The following is an 18,234-nucleotide window of genomic DNA, read 5'->3' on the forward strand; positions in this document are numbered from 1 at the left end:
GATTCCTTAACGAGCTTCTTGGGCAGTGACATCGTGTTTGGTAAAGGCCTTGCTGTCAGGCTTCGCTTCTGCGGTTGCTGGCGCATCGCAGGCGCCGCCGCCCAGCCCCGGCAGATGTTTGCAGATCAGGGCCTTGTAACCGGCCGCACCTATGCAGGCACCCAACACCGGTGCTATCAGCGGGACCAGGAAATACGGGATATCGCGACCGCCGGTGAATGCGACTTCGCCCCAGCCGGCGAAAAAGGTCATCAGTTTCGGCCCGAAATCGCGCGCCGGATTCATCGCGAAGCCAGTCAGCGGTCCCATTGCACCGCCGATCACAGCAATCAGCAGACCGATCAGCAAGGGGGCGAGCGGGCCGCGAGGCAGACCGTTACCATCATCGGTCAGCGCCATGATCATCCCCAGGAGGATAGCGGTAATCACCACTTCCACCAGGAATGCCTGGCCGATCGATAGCGAAGGGTGCGGGTAGGTAGAAAATACCGAAGCGAGTTCCAGGCTGGCGACGCTGCCGCGGGTCATTTGCTGGGCCTGTTCGAAATCGAAAAAGAGGCTGCTGTAAAGACCGTAAACCAACGCAGCGGCGCAAAAGGCGCCAGCGGTTTGGGCGAGGATGTAGGCCGGCACCTTGTTACGCTCGAATGTGCCGAACAGCCAGAGCGCGATGGAAACGGCAGGGTTCAGGTGAGCGCCGGAAACGCCCGCGGCCAGGTAAACCCCCATGCTGACGCCAATACCCCAAATAATGCTTATTTCCCAAAGACCTAGATCTGCACCGCCAAGCTTGAGTGCCGCCACGCAGCCGGTACCAAAAAAGATCAACAGGGCGGTGCCGAGGAACTCGGCGATGCATTGCCCCCGAAGCGTCGGGGTGGACGGGTTACTCATGCGCAGAACCTCTATCTAGGACTGTTGTTTTTATGATCCGAATACTGCGAGGGTTCGGAAATGTTCGTAAGCGAAAACTTAAAGTCAAAAGTACGGGCTGTCAAAGTAAAAAGTTGAACATTTCAACGGAAAGCTGACGAAGCCGTGATATGCCGTTCACGGCTGACAGAAAACTGGCGTCGCAAGTGATGATGACCTGCGCAGTTCCCGGTCAGGCTCGAACCTGTTGACTCGGACCTGAACGTTGGCCATCAAGCGCGGCTATCGGGCAGTCGGACCGCAACGAACCCGGAGGCCGGCTGCGATCCGCTGGTTTGAGGGGTTAACCGATCAGTGGTTCCTCGGCCGGAGCGGGCCTACGAACAGTTTCTGCGAGATGACTTTGAAACTGTCTACTGGGTCATACGCCGGATACTGCCCAGCACTCGCGATCAATCAACGTCGAAAACTATCGTACCGGTCGCACCGGTCTCGATCCGCAGTCTGTTTCCGTGCGGCTCACTGACGCAGTCGCGACAGTGTCGCCGAATCCGGGTCGGCGGCGAAAAAGGCATCCAGCACCGACTGGAATACGGTTCGCTCGGGCGCAACGGCGGCGAACAACGTCATGCTTGAGCGCAGCTTCATGTCGTCGGGCGAACCGAGAATCTGCCGTGCCGGCCGCTCGGCATGGGTGAGCAGCGCCTCCGCGCATTCCTCCAAGCGAGGTCCGAGTATCTGGTGCTGGAGGTACGCCGCCGCTTCGTTCGTATCCTTGATGGCGTAGCGACGCGCCATGTCGCTGCGGCCGAGGCCGGTGATCTGCGGGAAAATGAACCACATCCAGTGGCTTTGCTTATGGCCGGCCTTCAGCTCCGCCAGTGCGCGGTCGTAGGTCGACTGCTGGGCCTCGACGAATCGCTGCAGATTATGGGGGTCGCTCATGGTGTCTCCCGGTTGCTCAGGACTGTTCTGATCAGAGCCGGAATGGCCGGGTAGATTCCCGAATCGGCAGGCAATGGAACCTCAGCTCACATCGCCCAAGCCTGCGAGACGGGCATCGGCGATGTAGAAGAGCTCGCCGCCGCGCACCTGGGTGTCATTGGCCGGGTTGATGGTCGGTTGGCTCTGATCCCTGGCGCGATAGCCGATCAGGGTCGCGTTGTGACGATCTTTGAGCTGCTTGTACAGCGCGCCGACCGTGCTCTCGAAGCTGTCCGGCAGTAGCAGGCGGTATTGCGTGGCGCCCTGGCCGACGCTCAGCAGCTCGTTGATGATCACTGACGAGCCCGGATCCTGCGAAGAGCGCACCAGCATCTCGATAGCCATGCTGGACGTGCATTCCAATTTTGGCGCATAGGTGCGGGCGAGGCGGGCGGTCTCACTGCTGCTGAAATGCGCAACGACATGGCCGATCGGGTTGAGCTGGTTGATGGTCAGCACCACGGCGAGGGTAAGGTCGTCCGAGCCGGTGCGCACCAGCGTGCGCTCGGCACCTTTAACGCCGGCGCGCTGCAAAAGCGCTGCCGAGGACAGGCTCTCGCCGCGGATGAATTCAGTTTTGCCCGGCATCGGGTTTTCTTCGAGTGCGGTGTCGCAGATGACGATCAGATGGTCGTTGGACGTTTCGTCCTCGTGCAGCAGCTCGACGACACGCTCACTGACTTCACCCTCCCAGCCGATCACCACGGTATGGCCCGTGCACGTCGCGAACGTCCCTTTGCCTTTCATACCTTTCCTCCAGATTTCAACAATGGAATTGGTGGTTTTACCGATCACTGCCGTCAGCAGTGCGATGCCGCCGACCATCAACCAGGTGGAGACAAAGATGCGACCACCTTCAGTCTGGGGGGAGAAGTCACCGTAGCCAACCGTCAATGCGGTCGTGAGGTAGAAGTAGATGAAGGTGTTCAGTTCTGTCAGCGGCGTTTCTTCAAACAGTCGCAGGCCGGCATAGGACACGCCAGCGTGCACACATAACGCGAGCAGCAGTGCGGCCCAGCCGAATTTGTTGGTGACCGCGGCCAGTTGCTTGCGCAACTGAATGATGATCGACATCGACCCTGACTCCTTGGCAAGCGGTGTCGCGGTAAGCGCCGGAAGACGACCGCGGCAGGATGAACCTGCCGCATCCTAAGGGCCGGTGCGTCCCCTGGCCAGCCTGGATGGCCAATCGGGGCCGGCGTCAGACAGCCAGACTCTATCCGATGTGGCCGTAGCGGATGGCGAAGGCAGGCTCAGCGCTGTTCGCGAAAACAGCTCTGGCAGAGGCGAAACTTGCGCGCCGCCATGGGCATCGCCTTGCCACACCCCTTGCAGTTACGGTTGTCTCTCGACATCTGGCGACGCTCGGAACTGCGGGGCTTACGCTGGCGTGAAAGCTCACGCGTGATAGCGCCGTTCAGCAGGCTTCGGTGTTCTTCGGCCTGCTCCAGCGCCGGGAAGTGTGCCGGCAGCGTGCGTGCCAGATGCAGGTAGGTTTCGATGACATGCAGCGAGCTTTCCAACGTTGCCAGGTCGGCATCGATAATCAGCCGCGGCAATGGGATCTCTTTCTCCTGCGCAACCTTCTTCAGCCATTGCTGGGCGAAGAGGCTGGCCGGGCTGTCCAGACCGCCGCGAATCGGCGTGCAGGCAAAGATCCAGCGTAGCGGCAGGTCGATGGTCGGGTCGTCGATCAGCTTGATCCACTCGGCCAACTCGTCCGGCAGGATCGAGATGAATTCGTCGCCATAGTTGATGTTGCGGTTGAACGTCAGCCAGGCGCGTAGCAGGCTCGGCTCGTTCATCAGGTCGGAGATGGCTTGCAGATGCTCGATGGAGGGTCGTACCTGGAATTGCGACAGGTCGACCGGCAGGTCCGCGCTGTGGAACAGGCGCTTGATTGACTGCAGCGTCTGGCCGTCAAGCGCAGTGATGACACCGCTAGAGTGATGACCGAAGCGCCCGGCACGGCCGCCGATCTGTTTGACTTCCTGCACCTTGAGCTGGCGGTTCTGGATGCCGTCGTACTTCTCGTCGGTGTAGAAGCACAGGGTATGGGCTGGCATGTTCAAGCCCATGCCTACCGCATCGGTGGCGACCATGATTTCTGCCTCGCCCTCTCGAAAACGACGTGCCTGCTCGCGCCGTACTTCCGGCGAGAGCGCTCCGTAGACCACCGAGACGCTTTTGCCGGTCATTTCCAGCATCGCCTTGAGCTCAAGTACCGTTCTGCGGCTGAAGGCAACCAGCATGGAACCGGCATCCAGCGCCTTGATCGAGGTAGGCCGGCGCGCCACATCCACCGGTGACAGGCGCATGGTGCGCTTGATTACCAGCTCGTCTTCGCACAGGTCGCACAGGGTTTTCAGCGACGGCTGGATCAGCTCTGGCCCGGTCATGATCAGGTCCTGGGTATAGGCGCTGACCAGTGCATCGACCCAGGCCCAGCCGCGTTGCGAATCGGCCATCATCTGTACTTCGTCAATTACCACCACATCCCAGGATTCATGCCGGAAGCGGGCGAACTCCTCGACGGTGCAGCAATAGTGCGTGGCGCCCTCGCGGATGATTTCTTCCTCGCCGGTGACCAGCGAGCAGGGCACGCCCATGGATTCGATGCGTTCCTGGTTTTCCAGCGCCATCAGCCGCAAGGGTGAAAGGTAGATGGCGTGGGTTACGCCGGTCATGGCCTGGATCGCCTGGTAGGTCTTGCCGCTGTTGGTCGGGCCGAGCAGGGCGGTCCAGGTGCGTGTGATGCGCCGTGCGGCGTAGAGCTTGTGGTAGTGAACGAAGCGCGGGTTGTTCTCCAGCAGCACTGCGAAGGCCATCTTTTCACGATTGTCCTCGCGGGCGAAGCGGATGGTCCGACGCAGTTTCTTCGGCTCCATCATGAAGATTTCGGTCAGGCGCTTTTCGCCGAGCAGCTGTAGGTCGAAGTCTTGGGCTTCCTCGATCATCATCTCGAACTTGGCGTTCAGGGCCTGGCGGTCTTCCTCTTTCAGCTCCGCGACTTCCTGTTCGCTGAGCACATGACCCTGACCGCCCGGGATGCGCCGTTGCATGTCCAGCGTCAGCTCGCCGTGGCGCAGCTCGACTACATAACGCAGCTCATGCTTGACTTCGTTGACAACGTCCACGGCCCGGGCCGCGAAATCATCGAGGCGTGAAAGCCTGGCCGGCATGCGCTCCAGGCACCGGGCTTTCTGTTCATCGCTCAAGCTCATGAATGGCCTTTCCAGGACATGCAGGCGATCCCGAACCAGGTCCTCCACTGCGGCGCAGACGTTGCGTTCAAAGTCGTCGGTCGACCGGCTGTCGTCGATGCGCAGCGCGAACTCTGGCTCGAGCAGGTTTTGCACCGGGCCACACTCCAGCGTTTCTTCGACGCCGAAAATATCCACCGTACAACTGAAGTCGTTCACGTCCCGGTTGAGCAGCCGGCCGATCAGGCTGGTGGGCTCAGCGTTCGCAAGGTTCGCCTCGACGGTTGCTTCGTCCAGCCCAAGCCAGAACAACCGCGCCGCGCGGCCTATTTCCGGCGGCTGATAGCCGAGATAGGTGCTGAACCATTTCTCCTGATGATTCTTCTTGGGCGCGAAGTTGGGATGACGCTCGCAGGTCCAGTCCAGGAATCGCTGAAGTCTCGCCAGCTTGTGAGTATGGCGGTGTTTGGCTTCGGCCTTGCGCATGATCGACGCCTCTCTGATCAGATGTGCTGCGAGTTTGGACAATCGGGCGGCGCATTACGAGCGGCACGGACGCCGGCCATGCGTCGGCTCGCACGGTCGCGAACGTATGCGCTCGCTCAGAGTCGCAACCATATACAACTGAACCGACTCGCGGGAGATAACGGTCATGGCGCTACACAACGGTGCAAGCAGTTACCCGCTACACACTGTCTTGGCGGTAGGTCGCCAGTCATGGCGCACGCCCGTTCTGGCCGGCTGGGTTGCTCGTGCCGTACTGCTCGCGATGATGCTGCTGTCCGCCGGGGGTGTCGGAAGCGCACTGGCTGAGGATCTGAAACACCCCAGTGATCTTCTGCGGGTCACCAACTATCCGGGCGGTCTGGCGATAGCCGAGCTGTCCCGCTGGCGTGAAGCGACGCCGGAGATGGAAGACATCACGATTCCGTCCAGCGCCGACGATACCGAACAAGCTGCACTGTTCTACGACTCGGGTTCAGACAGGAAAAAGCCGCTGCTCATGGTGCTGCACAGCTGGAGCACTGACTATCTGCAGAACATTGATATTCCGCTCGGCCAGTTCGCCATTGCCAATGATTGGGTATTCATCCACCCCAACTTCCGAGGTCAGAACGACGGTCGTCCCGAGTCGACCGCCTCCGATCTGGCGATTTCCGACATGGAGGACGCGCTGCAATACGCGCGGGAAAACGCCGAGATCGATGAGTCGCGAATCTACCTGCTCGGCTATTCGGGCGGCGCCATGAACGCGCTGCACCTGGCGAGCCGTCATCCCGATGTGTTTGCGGGCGTCGCGGCCTGGGTACCGGTTTATGACCTGGTCAGCTGGCACGCGTGGAATGACAGGCGAGGCGAAAAATATGCGGGCGAAATCGAGCAAGCGTGCGGCGGCGAGCCGAACCAAGGCTCCGAGGCCTATGAAGAATGCCGTAAGCGCAGCCCAAGCGCTCATGTACCCGAGGTGGCAGGCGATATCCGAGTGCTGATCGCTCACGGCATCGACGACACCACAGTCCCGCCTGAACAGGCGTTGCACGCGTTCAATGACCTGGCCGATGCGCAAGATCGCATACCTCAAGAGCAAATCGACCAGTTAATGGAAACCCGTCAGGTCCCGGATGCCCTGCAGCAGCGGTCGCTTCAGGGAAACGAGCAATTTCCGCAGTTCGCCGAGGCGGACGCGGACGTGCTGTTGTATCTGAAGTCCGGTCCCACCGAGCTGGTGTTGTTCGAGGGTGAGCACGACATGCTCTACCAGCCTGGGCTGGAGTGGCTGGCGCGTCAGCAGCAGTAACGCAACGTTTGAATCAGTACGAGGACTTGGCCGTAGCTATGATTAGCCTTCGCACCCGAAAAATACCCATGTTTTCTTTCAAGCGAGCCGTGGTTGCTTGCGGTTTAGCGGGATGCTTGGCTTCGTCGGTCAGCGCTGCTGACCGGGACTGGTCCAGTGTGATGGAGCCGGTACCTGGCGAACCCCTGATCATCGGCAAGCATGGCGCGGCGTGTCTGGTGGGTGCCGTACAGCTGCCGCCCGAAGGGGTGGGCTATCAGGCCGTCGATTTGGCGCGCAATCGTCACTATGGCCACCCGGACCTGCTCGATTACATCCAGAGCCTTGGTCGGCGACTCGATGAGGCTGGTATCGGGCCGATGCTCGTCGGCGACATGGCGCAGCCTCGCGGCGGACCGATGTCGTATGGGCACGTCAGCCACCAGAGCGGCTTGGATGTCGACATCTGGTTCCGTCTGGACCTACCCCCCCTTGAGCGCAGCGAGCGCGAGGGCATCGAACAACCTATTCTGGTCGACGAAGCGACAGGGGAGCTGGACAAGAGCAGATGGACCGATCAGCACGCTGAGCTGATCCGCCTTGCCGCGCAAGACCCGCGGGTCACTCGAATCTTCGTCGATGCTGCGGTGAAGCGAGACCTTTGCGAGCGCGAATGGGAGGACCGCTCCTGGCTGCAACGCATCCGCCCATGGCCATTTCACGACGAGCATCTGCACGTTCGTCTGCGCTGCCCGGAGGGCTCAACCGGATGTGTGGACCAACCACCACCCCCTGCAGGCGAGGGCTGCAAAGCGATACTTCCGACGCCGCGTCCCGAGGCAATGGCCAGCCCCAGCCGTACGCTGCCTGCAGCCTGTGCAGCTGTGTTCAGGCATTGACCTTTGCAGCTGTACCAGACGCGTGATGGCGCGATGCGGTGAGTGTTCAAAGCGACGGCTCGTCCGTTCTGCTCGGCACTGCTGGCTGGAGTCTGCCGCGCAAGCAGTGGCTGGAATTCCCCGCGCAGGGCACGCTTTTGCAGCGGTATGCGGGTTGTTTTTCCGCCGTTGAGATCAACAGTGCGTTTTACCGTCCCCATCGGCCGGCGACCTATGCCAAATGGGGCGAAAGCGTGCCACTCGGGTTTCGCTTCTGCGTCAAGGTCCCCAAGCAGATCACCCATGAACGGCGTCTGGCTGACTGCACGGCCTTGGTCGACCAGTTTCTACACGAGTGCGGACATCTGGGGGAGAAGCTTGGCTGTCTGCTGGTGCAATTACCCCCTTCGCTGGACTACGAACCGCACACGGCGAGTGCGTTCATCGACTCGCTGAGAGCGCGTTATGCGGGGCCGGTGGCGGTCGAACCTCGCCATCAGAGCTGGGTCGATGCCGAGCCACTGCTCCAGCGCGCGCGAATCGCGAGGGTCGCAGCCGACCCGGCGCCTTTCGAAGGTGCAACTGAGCCCGGCGGCTGGCAAGGCTTCAGTTATTACCGCCTGCACGGTTCGCCACGTATTTACCACTCGTCCTATGGCGACGCGTGGCTCGACTCCCTGGCTCAGCGCCTTCGAGCACAGGCGGGCACGCCCAGCTGGTGCATTTTTGACAATACTGCCAGCGGCGCGGCGACCGCTGATGCTCTGGCACTGCAACGCCGCTTCAAGCATTCCTGACTTCCGCCCAGGCGAGCCGACACAAACCGAAACGGTCCCGTGAGCAAGCCTGCCGGTGTCCGGGTTTTTTTCCGCTACTGTTGATGAGTCGTCTCATCTAGCGGGAACGCAATCATGGAAAAAAAGACGTGCATTGCCCTGGCGCTGTCCGGAATGGTCGGTGTTGCCGAAGCAGCGGTGGTGGTCAAGCCGCATGCCTATGAAATCGACGGTGAAGCCTATGAAGGGTTGCTCGTCTATGACGATGCGGTATCGGCGCCGCGCCCCGGGCTGCTTATGGTGCCCAACTGGCTGGGCGTGACCGAGCGCTCTGCCGAAAAGGCAGCACGCGCGGCGGGTGACAAGTATGTCGTGTTCATGGCCGATCTTTACGGCAAAAAGGTCCGGCCATCGAATCCGGATGAAGCCAAGGCGGCCGCCGGTTTCGTACGCGGCGACCGCCCACTGATGCGCAAGCGGGCACAGGCTGCGGTCGAGGCGTTCAGGTCACAAGATCAGGTAGCGCTCGCTGACGGCAAGATGGCTGCGATCGGTTTCTGCTTCGGCGGCGGTGCGGTGCTGGAATTGGCGAGATCCGGGTCAGATCTGGATGCTTTCGTCTCGTTTCATGGCAACCTCGACACGCCGAACCCGGACGACGCCAAGCAGATCAAGTCGCCGGTACTGGTGCTGCATGGTGCCGACGACCCGGCAGTGCCGAAAGAGCAGGTCGACGCCTTCATCGCGGAGATGAAAGCCACCGATGCGGACTGGCAAATGAACATTTATAGCAACGCCGTGCATTCATTCACGGACCCTTACGCCAACGCGCCGGGGCGCAACGAGTTCAATCCGCTAGTGGCGGAGCGGGCATTCCAAGCCATGAACAATCTGCTCGACGAGGTGTTCGTTTCGCAGTGACGCGACTTCGAGCTGCATCGTCAGGCGACAGGTCAGCTCAGCTACTCAGAGCGGGTAGATAGCGAGCTGACCTGTGCTGTTTCGTACCGGTCTTAGCGCGCTTAGCGCGGGATGATGCGTACCCGCCCGGCTGTGTTGTCGCGCCGTCCGGCCTTGTCGTTTTCGGCGCGTCCCGGAATCGAACCGTTTGCAGCGCCGCGATCTCCGCTGGCCGTTCCGTCCAGCTCGCGCTCATCGACACTGAGAGAGGCTGCATCGGGATAACCCGTGGTCAGCGTCTCGGTACTGGCAGTGACGGGCGTGGCTTCCTCTTCATCCCAGCTGGCACTGCGCTCGTCGATGTCGATCGCACCGTTTCGCTCCATCAACTGTTCGACCATGGCGACTTCGTCATCCGTATCCAGCGTGACGGTCACCACAGTGGAGCCCCGCCGTGCAGCCTCTGGGTAACGACCGGCATGCTTGCTTGAATCGTCACCGAACACCTTGCCGAAGAAACTGCCGATTTTCTCCGCTACCGAGGCGTCATCGTCTGGCTCTTCGCCCACCACCTCTACGCGACTGCTGTCGACGGTGTCGGGGTTGAAAGACGCGGAAATCTGGATGGCATCGCTGGCGATACCCTTGCTCAAGAGTTCTGTTTTGACTTGCTCGGCTTCGGCGTAACGGTCAAACGCCGCTAGGAGGATCTGGGGCATGACTTCACCTTGTGTATGCAGGCCTGGCTGCGGTTGATAGGCGGGGCTAGCGTCTCGACCGGTCAGGTGAGTGCGCGCCGTCCCTGTTATTGAGTGGGACCGGCAAGGCGAAGGTTCCATGCATTCTCATTACGTGATGCTTCCGCTTCTCGTGTTGGCGAGTGATAGGAGGCAGACCACTCGCCCTCTCTGATTCGATCGCTGGCAGGGGCGGCGCGCTAGCCGTTCACCACCTTGCCGCCGTTGATATGGATCGTCTGGCCGCTGACGTAGGAGGAGTCGTCGCATGCCAGGTAAACGTAGGCTGGCCCCAGTTCTGAAGGCTGGCCGCAGCGGCCCATGGGCATCTGGCTACCGAAGTCCTCGAGCAATTGCGGGTCATGCTTGCCAAGAGAGGGCGGCTGCAGTGGCGTCCAGATTGGGCCCGGAGCGATCTGATTGACACGAATGTCGCGCTCGATCAGCTGTTGCGACAGGGCGCGGGTGAACCCATCGATAGCGCCCTTGGTCGAGGTGTAATCGACCAGCATCGGATTGCCGATAAAGGAGTTGATCGAAGTGGTGTTGATGATTGACGCGCCCGCTTTCAGATGGGCGAGCGCAGCACGGGTGAGATAAAAGTAGCCATGAATATTCGTGGCAAAGGTTTTTTCCCACTGCTCATCGGTGATGTCTTCGAGCCGTGTCTGGACTTCCTGACGTCCGGCATTGTTCACCAGCACGTCCAGTCTGCCAAAGGTCTTCACGGTTTGTTCGACCGCATCGGTGCAGTGGCTGCTGTCGCGGATGTCGCCAGGCAGTAGCAGGCAGCGCTGGCCTTCGGCTTCGATCATATGCTTGGCATCTTCGGCATCTTCATGCTCGTCGAGGTACATGATCGCGACATCAGCGCCTTCTCGGGCGAAGTGCACCGCTGCCGCACGACCGATGCCGCTGTCGCCGCCGCTGATCAACGCGACCTTGCCAGCCAGCTTTCCGCTGCCCTTGTAGCCGTCGCGAATGAACTCAGCCTGTGGCTGCATCTCGCGTTCCAGGCCTGGCAAGCGGTCTTGTTTCTGCGCGTGAATCTTCGGATAAGCCATGGATGCTCCAGACGTGTAAGTGGGGACAATAAGTACGGCTTATGCCTGGCTGGAAAGTTTCGGCGGATTGCCGAGTGGTCGGGTCTCGCATGCATGACAACGGCGGCATAGACGCTCTGGCTGCTTAAACCGAGTGCCGCAGGCCGCCCGTCGCAGAGCGTTTTCGGTGCCTGACATCGATACGTCGCCGGCGTAGAATCGCGGCGCTCCGACTGTCTTGCTCCACATTCTTCCTCAGCTCCCAGCCAGCCCGCGCTTTCGGCTAAGCCACGCGGGCTGGGTGCGTTGTGTGGCCGAACGGGACCGCCGAAATCCTTACCTCTCATTCGTCACACAGCGACGTGCCTTCCTGTCGCGCTGCGGTTGGCGAATGGATTGCTTCCTGAATTTGCCCTACATGAACGAATCGCAAAGCGCTCACGGCGGAAGTTGGCTCAGTGTCGTAGCACTGGCGCTGGCTGCCTTTATCTTCAATACCACCGAGTTCGTCCCGGTCGCCTTGCTGAGCGACATCGGGCATTCGTTCGATATGCCGCCATCCCGGGTAGGACTGATGCTGACCATCTACGCCTGGGTCGTGGCGCTGATGTCGCTGCCGATGATGCTGCTGACCCGCAACGTCGAGCGGAGGACGCTGCTTGTCTTCGTGTTCGTGGTGTTCATCGGCAGCCATCTGGTCTCCAGCGTGGCATCGAGTTTCAGCATGCTGATGGTCAGCCGTGTCGGAATCGCCCTGTCCCACGCGGTGTTCTGGTCGATCACGGCCTCATTGGCCGTGCGCGTCGCACCTCAAGGCAAACAGGCACAGGCGCTGGGCATGCTGGCGACGGGCAGCGCGCTGGCCATGGTGCTGGGCATTCCGCTTGGTCGCGTGGTGGGGGAGCTGCTGGGCTGGCGTACCACCTTCCTGTCTATTGCAGCAATCGCGGCGCTTGTGGTGATCTGCCTGGCGCGGACTCTGCCGCTGCTACCAAGCCAGAACTCCGGCTCGCTGCGCAGCCTGCCGGTACTGTTCAAGCGTCCGGCGTTGGTTGCGGCTTATGTACTGACCGCGTTGGTGATCACCGCTCAATTCACCGCCTACACCTATATCGAGCCGTTCGCGCAAACCATTGCGCACTTGAGTGGCGACATGACGACCGCGTTGCTGTTGTTGTTTGGTGGCGCCGGCATCTTCGGCTCGATGCTCTTCAGCCGTTACAGCAACCGTTACCCGAAAGGCTTCCTGATTGCTGCAATTTCGGTCATGGCGACGTGTCTGTTGCTGCTATTGCCCGCTTCGCGCAACAGTTCGTTACTAGCCGCTCTGGTGGTCGTCTGGGGCATCGCCGGCATGTGCTTCGGCCTGGCGCTGCAGGCGAAGGTGCTCAATCTTGCATCCGACGCGACCGATGTTGCCATGGCCATATTCTCGGGTATTTACAATGTCGGTATCGGCGGCGGCGCGCTGCTTGGCAGCCTGGTCACTGTGCATCTGGGGCTCGTCAACGTGGGCATCGTGGGCGGGCTGCTGGCATTGAGCGGCGTCGTGCTGTGCTGCTTTGCGACCTATCGTTTCGTCAGGCCAGTAGACAGCGCCTTGCTCTGATACTGGGCGGATGTGGCAGGTCAGACCCCTCGTCGCAGAGCGGGCCTGGTAGGGGAACCCTGAGAGCGAGCGAAGGCCCCACCTTTAACGCGCTTTCACAGGACCTGCCCATGAAAATTCCCGAAAAGATCGACAAGAATCGCCTGATCCTTGGCGGCATCGCCGCTGCCTGCGCCTTGGCTCTTCCCAGCACCAGCCGGTTGCGCACCGCTGCGTATGCAGCGGCGGCATTGGGCGTCGGCTCAGCGTTGACTGGTCGCCGTTCAGAAGACGTGACCGATGACCTGCCCAAGGCACCTGAGCTGGTCAAGAGTGCGATGGTCAACGGCATTCTGATGCGCTGGGAAGAGCACGGCTCCACCGAGCCGGATGCCATCCCCGTCATCATGGTGCATGGCATCCCGACTCAACCGCGCTTGTGGCGCTACGTCATACCGCAGCTATCGCTGGTGGGTGTGCGTTGTCTCGCATGGGAGCAGGTGGGCTTCGGCTGGTCGATGGAGCAGGGCCTCGATCGGGACATCTCCGTCGCGCGCCAGGCTGATTACCTTCACGATTGGCTACAGCAACTCGGCATCCGTGAAGCGGTATTCGTAGGCCATGACGTCGGGGGCGGGGTCGTTCAGCAACTCTTGGTCAAGCACCCAGCGCTCTGCCGCGGGCTCGTGCTCGCCGATTGTGTGGCCTACGACAACTGGCCGGTAGCTGCCGTGCGTGCAGCGAAGCAGCAGACTGCCTTGATCAGCAAATTACCTCCGGCATTGCTCAAGCCGATCTTCCTGACCGGGCTGGCGAATCTCGGTCACGATCACGCAGGGCGCCGCAAGGAGTCCGCTGAACTGCACTGGCAGCCTTATTCACGGGGGATTGGGCCTAAGGCATTTGCTCACCAGCTCGATAACATGAGCGCCAAGGACACCGAAGCCCTTGCTGGAAAACTGTCAGCAATCGGTGGGGTGAAGCGCGTTGTCTGGAGCGATGCCGATCCGCTGGATTTCGCCACCGGACAACGACTGGCCGAAGAACTGGGCGCTCCGTTAACCCGTATCCCCAAGGGCCGTCACTTCAGCCCCGAGGATCATCCGGACGTCATTGCCAGCGCAATCAACGAGGTCCTGACGCAGGTGCGCGGCGAGCCAAGCGAAGGCCTCGACGCCGGAATCAGCAGTCAATAATGGCCGGTCAGTGCAGTTCGTTGGTGAAGCGACTGACTGCGCTGACGACCTGTTTGGCGCCGTCCTGGATTTCGACGATGACCTCGCCAGCCTGGTTGGCCAGCGCGAGCCCCTGAGCGGCCTGCTCGCGGCTGGTGGTCATTTCCCGTACGGCTTCGTCTACCAGTGCCTGGTTCTTTTGCACCACGCTGACGATCTCATCCGTGGCGGCGCTGGTGCGCCCCGCCAGTTGGCGCACTTCATCTGCAACGACTGCGAACCCTCGCCCCTGTTCACCAGCTCGTGCAGCTTCGATGGCAGCGTTGAGTGCAAGCAGGTTGGTCTGTGCAGCGATGCCGCCAATGGTCTGAACGATGGAGCTGATCAGGTGTGATTGCTGGCCTAGCGCCTCGATTCCCTGAGTGGCTGATTCGACCTCCTCGGCGATGCGCTGCATGGTCGCAACCGTATCCTTGACCACCACAGCGCCGCGCTCTGCGCTGGTATCGGTCTTGCGGGAAACCTCATAGGCGATGCTTGCAGCCTCGCGGACCTCAACCTCACGAGCGACCTGGTCACTGACCACGCTGGCGAACTTGACCACCTTGCACAGCTTGCCTTCGGTGTCATAGACGGGGTTGTAGCTCGCTTCCAGCCAGACGTCCCGCCCCATGTTATCGATGCGCTTGAAGCGGTTCACCACGTATTCCCCTCGGTTGAGGGTCTGCCAGAAGGATTTGTACTCCTGGGACGATGCTTCTTCGGTTGTACAGAACATGCTGTGGTGCTTGCCAACGATCTGCTTGAGTGAATAACCCATGCCTTGCAGGAACTGCTCGTTGGCCGAGACTACCGTGCCGTCCAGATTGAATTGAATGACCGCGGTAGAACGCAGCAGTGCGTTAATGAAGGCTTCGTTTTCCTTGGCGAATTGCAGTTCCTTCGTCACTTCACGGGCATACCCGCTGATATGCAACAAACCGCCCTGGGCGTTCTTGATCGGATACCAGTCGATATGCAGCCAGGCAAGGCTGCCGTCGGTGCGCAGAAAGCGATAGTCGTCGCTGATTGGCGCAAGCTTGGAGACGGCGGCTCGGAAATTGTGGAAGCAGGGCAGATTCTTTACATAGGCCGGGACGATATCCGCCATAGCACGGCCTTGTAGCTGCTCGACTCGGTAGCCGAGCGTTTCGGCGAATGTATTATTGACGGCCACCATTCGGAACTCGGGATCGAGGGTGATCGACAGCATCGTGCTGTTCATCTGCTCGCGGAGCTGTCGGAGCAGAGACAATTCTGCTGCCTGTTCTTCAAGTTGTTTTTTTAGCTGGCCGTTGAACATCAAAGCACCGAATCTGAATCTGAGGAGTCGTGGCCTCTATCGGCACGCTGCTTTAAAACTTGATGGCTGACTGGGCCTCGAATCGTGCGGGTCAGTCAACCCGTTCCAGGCGCACCGGGATCACGCCGGCGCGCGTGCTGGCGATGCTTTCAAAGGCCGCTTTCGAAAGGTCGATGACCCGCCCACGTACGAAAGGCCCACGGTCGTTGATACGTACCACGACGCTTTTGCCGTTGCGCGTGTTGATGACCCGAACGTTCGTACCGAACGGCAGTGTACGGTGCGCGGCTGTCAGCGAGTGCTGATCGAATCGTTCGCCGCTGGCGGTCAACTTGTTGTGGTGTTGCTTGCCGTAATACGAGGCTTTGCCTGAGCCGATCTGCTCCGCAGCAACAGGCGGAGGCGGCGGCTCGGGATCGGTTTTTTGCGGCGGGGCTGTAGTACAGCCGGCAACAGAGGCGAACAAAAGCACTGCAACGATCCAATTGGCTGACCTGTTGAGCATTCTTCTATCCTTGTCTTCCCACTGAGCTGCGCGACCCTATTGGGCGGTATGGGCGCTGTGCCATTAGGAGTGTCCATTCGCCAGTAAGTTTGCTCGCGCACTGGATTTTTGGCGGTATTCGCCGCCGGGCGTTGGCCGAATCGTTCTGGTCAGCCATTTCCACCTGGTTACTCGGTGGCACGGTGTGGCAGGTCGCTAACGAAACGACGCCGCGCACATAACCGACGTTGCTCGGACGCCGTGAAGGCGCCCGTTGGGTCTGGGGCGGCGTCAGGCGTGTGGCTTGGTGCGGATGGTTTTCATCAAGTCGGCCGGAGTGATATGGCCAACCACGCCGCTGGCGCTGCCCGGCTGCGGCAGGTTGAGAATGTTGCCCTTGATCTTGCCGATCACATGCATTTCGCACGGCTTGCAGTCGAACTTCAGGGTCAGTACCTCATCGCCGTGCACAAGCTGCATCGGGGCGACCTTGGTGCGTACACCCGTCACGCCCTTGGCCTGTTTCGGGCAGAGGTTGAAGGAGAAGCGCAGGCAGTGCTTGGTGATCATCACCGGCACCTCGCCGGTTTCCTCATGGGCCTCGTAGGCCGCATCGATCAGCTGAACACCGTAGCGGTGATAGAAGGCACGCGCTTTTTCGTTGTAGACGTTGGCGAGGAAGGACAGGTGCGCTTCGGGGTAAACCGGTGGCGGCACACTGACGGCTTTGCGGCTGCCCAGTGGGCGAATCGCTTCGCGGGCTTCGGTCAACGCTTCGATGGCTTCGCGGCGCAGCGCTTTGAGCTGCGAATTGGGAATAAAGAAGGCCTGCGGCGCGTCCACGTCTACGTCTTCGGCGTGGTAGATCGTCGTGCCCAGCTGGCTCAGCAGGTCGGCGATCTGGCCAGGGACCTGTTCAGGTTTCTTCGCTTCGCCGAAGGGGCCGGCCAACGAGACCGTGGCGTACGCGCCTTCCTCGCTGGTGACGTGCAATTGCAGTTCGTCTGCCCGCAACTTGGCCAGCCAGCGCACGCCGATCCGACGCTCCGCTGAAGTCTTCAGCAGCGCCTGTTGCCAGTTATGGTCCAGGTTGCGGTTCAGCGGATGATTGGGGCGTAGCTGGCGGATAGCGGCGGGCATTTCGTTAGGCTCGACGCGGTACTGCCAAAGCGACTGGCCATCCTCTTCAACCTGCCCGAGTGGCTCGACCACGCTGGCGCGGAAACCCACTACCTCTCGCTTGACCAGCACGTTAAGGCCATCGCCGTTGGACAGCGGCTCGCGGGTCTGCACGGTGAGGTCGTGTTTGCTGACCTTGAGCACTTCGCCCACCGCCAGGCCTGTGAAGGTCGGCGAGTCGAAGGCGCCGATGTCGATCTTGCGGTCGGTCACGAAATAATCGGTGCTGCCGCGGTGGAAGGTCTTGTCCGGGTCCGGCACGAAGAAGTGATCGGTGCGTCCGCTGGAGGCGCGGGCCAGATCGGGTCGGTCCAGGAGAATTTCATCGAGGCGCTGGCGATAGTAAGCAGTGATGTTCTTCACGTAGCTCACATCTTTATAGCGCCCTTCGATCTTGAACGAACGCACGCCGGCATCGACTAACGCGCGCAGGTTGGCGCTCTGGTTGTTGTCCTTCATCGACAGCAGGTGTTTGTCGAACGCGACCACGCGACCCTGGTCGTCTTTCAGCGTGTACGGCAGGCGGCACGCCTGGGAGCAATCGCCGCGATTGGCGCTGCGGCCGGTCTGTGCATGGGATATGTTGCACTGGCCAGAGAAGGCCACGCACAGCGCGCCGTGGATGAAGAACTCGATGGCTGCATCCGTCGCCTCGCTGATCGCGCGGATCTCCTGCAGGTTCAGCTCGCGGGCCAACACAAGCTGCGAGAAGCCTGCCTTGTCCAGAAACTTGGCACGCTCCAAGGTGCGAATGTCGGTCTGGGTACTGGCGTGCAGCTCGATGGGCGGAATATCCATTTCCATCACGCCCATGTCCTGCACGATCAGCGCATCGACGCCGATCTCGTAGAGCTGCCAGATCAATTCTCGTGCGGCTTCCAGCTCGTCGTCATGCAGGATTGTATTAATCGTGACGAACACCCGCGCATGGAACAGGTGGGCGAACTTCACCAGCTCGGCTATGTCCGCCACGCTGTTTTCGGCGTTGTGCCGCGCCCCGAAACTCGGCCCGCCGATGTACACCGCATCGGCGCCATGCAGGATGGCCTCGCGTGCAATGGTGGTGTCCCGAGCGGGGGAGAGCAGTTCGAGATGGTGTTTGGGCAAGGACATGTGCGCGGACCGGGTGTAGATCGAAGGCGCGCATTGTAATGACTTACGGGCCATTTGGGATTGGCCGCTGAGCGAGTGGATAGCCTAATCGGCGCTGTAAATCTACCTGATCACGGACACACCCACGCGAATCACAGTTCAATCGAGAAACTTCGTGCAAATGATTACATATCTTGTTCGCT

General features: G+C 60.7%; 15 protein-coding genes. 6 read left to right on the top strand and 9 right to left on the bottom strand.

What is annotated here, in order from left to right; translation table 11 throughout:
- Positions 1-6 precede the first annotated feature (6 nt).
- The 4 genes from JQR87_RS06420 to JQR87_RS06435 form a co-directional block, all read right to left on the bottom strand.
- The gene (locus tag JQR87_RS06420; protein ID WP_407291550.1) at positions 7-894 is read right to left on the bottom strand and encodes an MIP/aquaporin family protein; all 888 of its coding nucleotides are present in this window, start codon (positions 892-894) and stop codon (positions 7-9) included.
- Between the two features lie 498 nt (positions 895-1,392).
- Positions 1,393-1,818 carry a DUF1810 domain-containing protein gene (locus JQR87_RS06425; RefSeq protein ID WP_407291548.1) on the bottom strand — a complete coding sequence of 142 codons (426 nt, stop codon included), beginning with the start codon at positions 1,816-1,818 and terminating at the stop codon, positions 1,393-1,395.
- An 81-nt stretch (positions 1,819-1,899) separates the two neighbouring features.
- Entirely contained in the window at positions 1,900-2,931 is a 1,032-nt protein-coding gene (locus JQR87_RS06430) for an ion channel (protein ID WP_407291546.1), read from the bottom strand.
- 179 nt (positions 2,932-3,110) lie between these two features.
- On the bottom strand, positions 3,111-5,546 hold the full coding sequence (locus tag JQR87_RS06435; RefSeq protein WP_407291544.1) for a helicase-related protein: 2,436 nt from the start codon (positions 5,544-5,546) through the stop codon (positions 3,111-3,113).
- Between the two features lie 166 nt (positions 5,547-5,712).
- Here JQR87_RS06435 and JQR87_RS06440 point away from each other — a divergent pair, with 166 nt between their 5' ends.
- The 4 genes from JQR87_RS06440 to JQR87_RS06455 all read left to right on the top strand — a co-directional run bounded on the left by JQR87_RS06440 (position 5,713) and on the right by JQR87_RS06455 (position 9,412).
- Positions 5,713-6,858 (top strand): alpha/beta hydrolase family protein, encoded by a 1,146-nt coding sequence (locus tag JQR87_RS06440; protein ID WP_407291542.1) that lies wholly within the window; start codon positions 5,713-5,715, stop codon positions 6,856-6,858.
- A 161-nt stretch (positions 6,859-7,019) separates the two neighbouring features.
- The gene (gene mepA, locus JQR87_RS06445) at positions 7,020-7,736 is read left to right on the top strand and encodes a penicillin-insensitive murein endopeptidase (protein WP_407291540.1); all 717 of its coding nucleotides are present in this window, start codon (positions 7,020-7,022) and stop codon (positions 7,734-7,736) included.
- Between the two features lie 38 nt (positions 7,737-7,774).
- Positions 7,775-8,512 (top strand): DUF72 domain-containing protein, encoded by a 738-nt coding sequence (locus JQR87_RS06450; RefSeq protein ID WP_407291538.1) that lies wholly within the window; start codon positions 7,775-7,777, stop codon positions 8,510-8,512.
- Between the two features lie 114 nt (positions 8,513-8,626).
- The gene (locus JQR87_RS06455) at positions 8,627-9,412 is read left to right on the top strand and encodes a dienelactone hydrolase family protein (protein ID WP_407291537.1); all 786 of its coding nucleotides are present in this window, start codon (positions 8,627-8,629) and stop codon (positions 9,410-9,412) included.
- 101 nt (positions 9,413-9,513) lie between these two features.
- Here JQR87_RS06455 and JQR87_RS06460 read toward each other — a convergent pair whose 3' ends face one another.
- Positions 9,514-10,110, bottom strand: coding sequence for a hypothetical protein (locus JQR87_RS06460; protein WP_407291535.1), 597 nt, complete (start codon positions 10,108-10,110; stop codon positions 9,514-9,516).
- A 218-nt stretch (positions 10,111-10,328) separates the two neighbouring features.
- A complete protein-coding gene (locus tag JQR87_RS06465; RefSeq protein WP_407291534.1) occupies positions 10,329-11,192 on the bottom strand; it encodes an SDR family oxidoreductase in 864 nt (287 codons plus the stop codon).
- Positions 11,193-11,589: 397 nt separating this feature from the next.
- On the opposite strand from JQR87_RS06465, the gene JQR87_RS06470 reads away from it, so the two are divergent.
- Both JQR87_RS06470 and JQR87_RS06475 read left to right on the top strand, forming a co-directional pair.
- A complete protein-coding gene (locus JQR87_RS06470) occupies positions 11,590-12,780 on the top strand; it encodes a sugar transporter (RefSeq protein ID WP_407291532.1) in 1,191 nt (396 codons plus the stop codon).
- A gap of 110 nt (positions 12,781-12,890) precedes the next feature.
- On the top strand, positions 12,891-13,955 hold the full coding sequence (locus JQR87_RS06475) for an alpha/beta fold hydrolase (protein ID WP_407291530.1): 1,065 nt from the start codon (positions 12,891-12,893) through the stop codon (positions 13,953-13,955).
- Between the two features lie 7 nt (positions 13,956-13,962).
- On the opposite strand, the gene JQR87_RS06480 is transcribed toward JQR87_RS06475, so the two are convergent.
- From JQR87_RS06480 to JQR87_RS06490, 3 genes are all read right to left on the bottom strand, one after another.
- Positions 13,963-15,276, bottom strand: a complete 1,314-nt coding sequence (locus tag JQR87_RS06480) for a methyl-accepting chemotaxis protein (RefSeq protein WP_407291528.1) — start codon at positions 15,274-15,276, stop codon at positions 13,963-13,965.
- Positions 15,277-15,367: 91 nt separating this feature from the next.
- Positions 15,368-15,781: a septal ring lytic transglycosylase RlpA family protein gene (locus JQR87_RS06485; protein ID WP_407291527.1), complete on the bottom strand. Its 414-nt coding sequence runs from the start codon at positions 15,779-15,781 to the stop codon at positions 15,368-15,370.
- A gap of 270 nt (positions 15,782-16,051) precedes the next feature.
- A complete protein-coding gene (locus JQR87_RS06490) occupies positions 16,052-18,052 on the bottom strand; it encodes a peptidase U32 family protein (protein WP_407291525.1) in 2,001 nt (666 codons plus the stop codon).
- Positions 18,053-18,234 lie beyond the last annotated feature (182 nt).

The sequence above is a fragment of the Stutzerimonas stutzeri genome (genome assembly GCF_051028275.1).
In the GTDB taxonomy this organism is placed as follows: domain Bacteria; phylum Pseudomonadota; class Gammaproteobacteria; order Pseudomonadales; family Pseudomonadaceae; genus Stutzerimonas; species Stutzerimonas stutzeri_AS.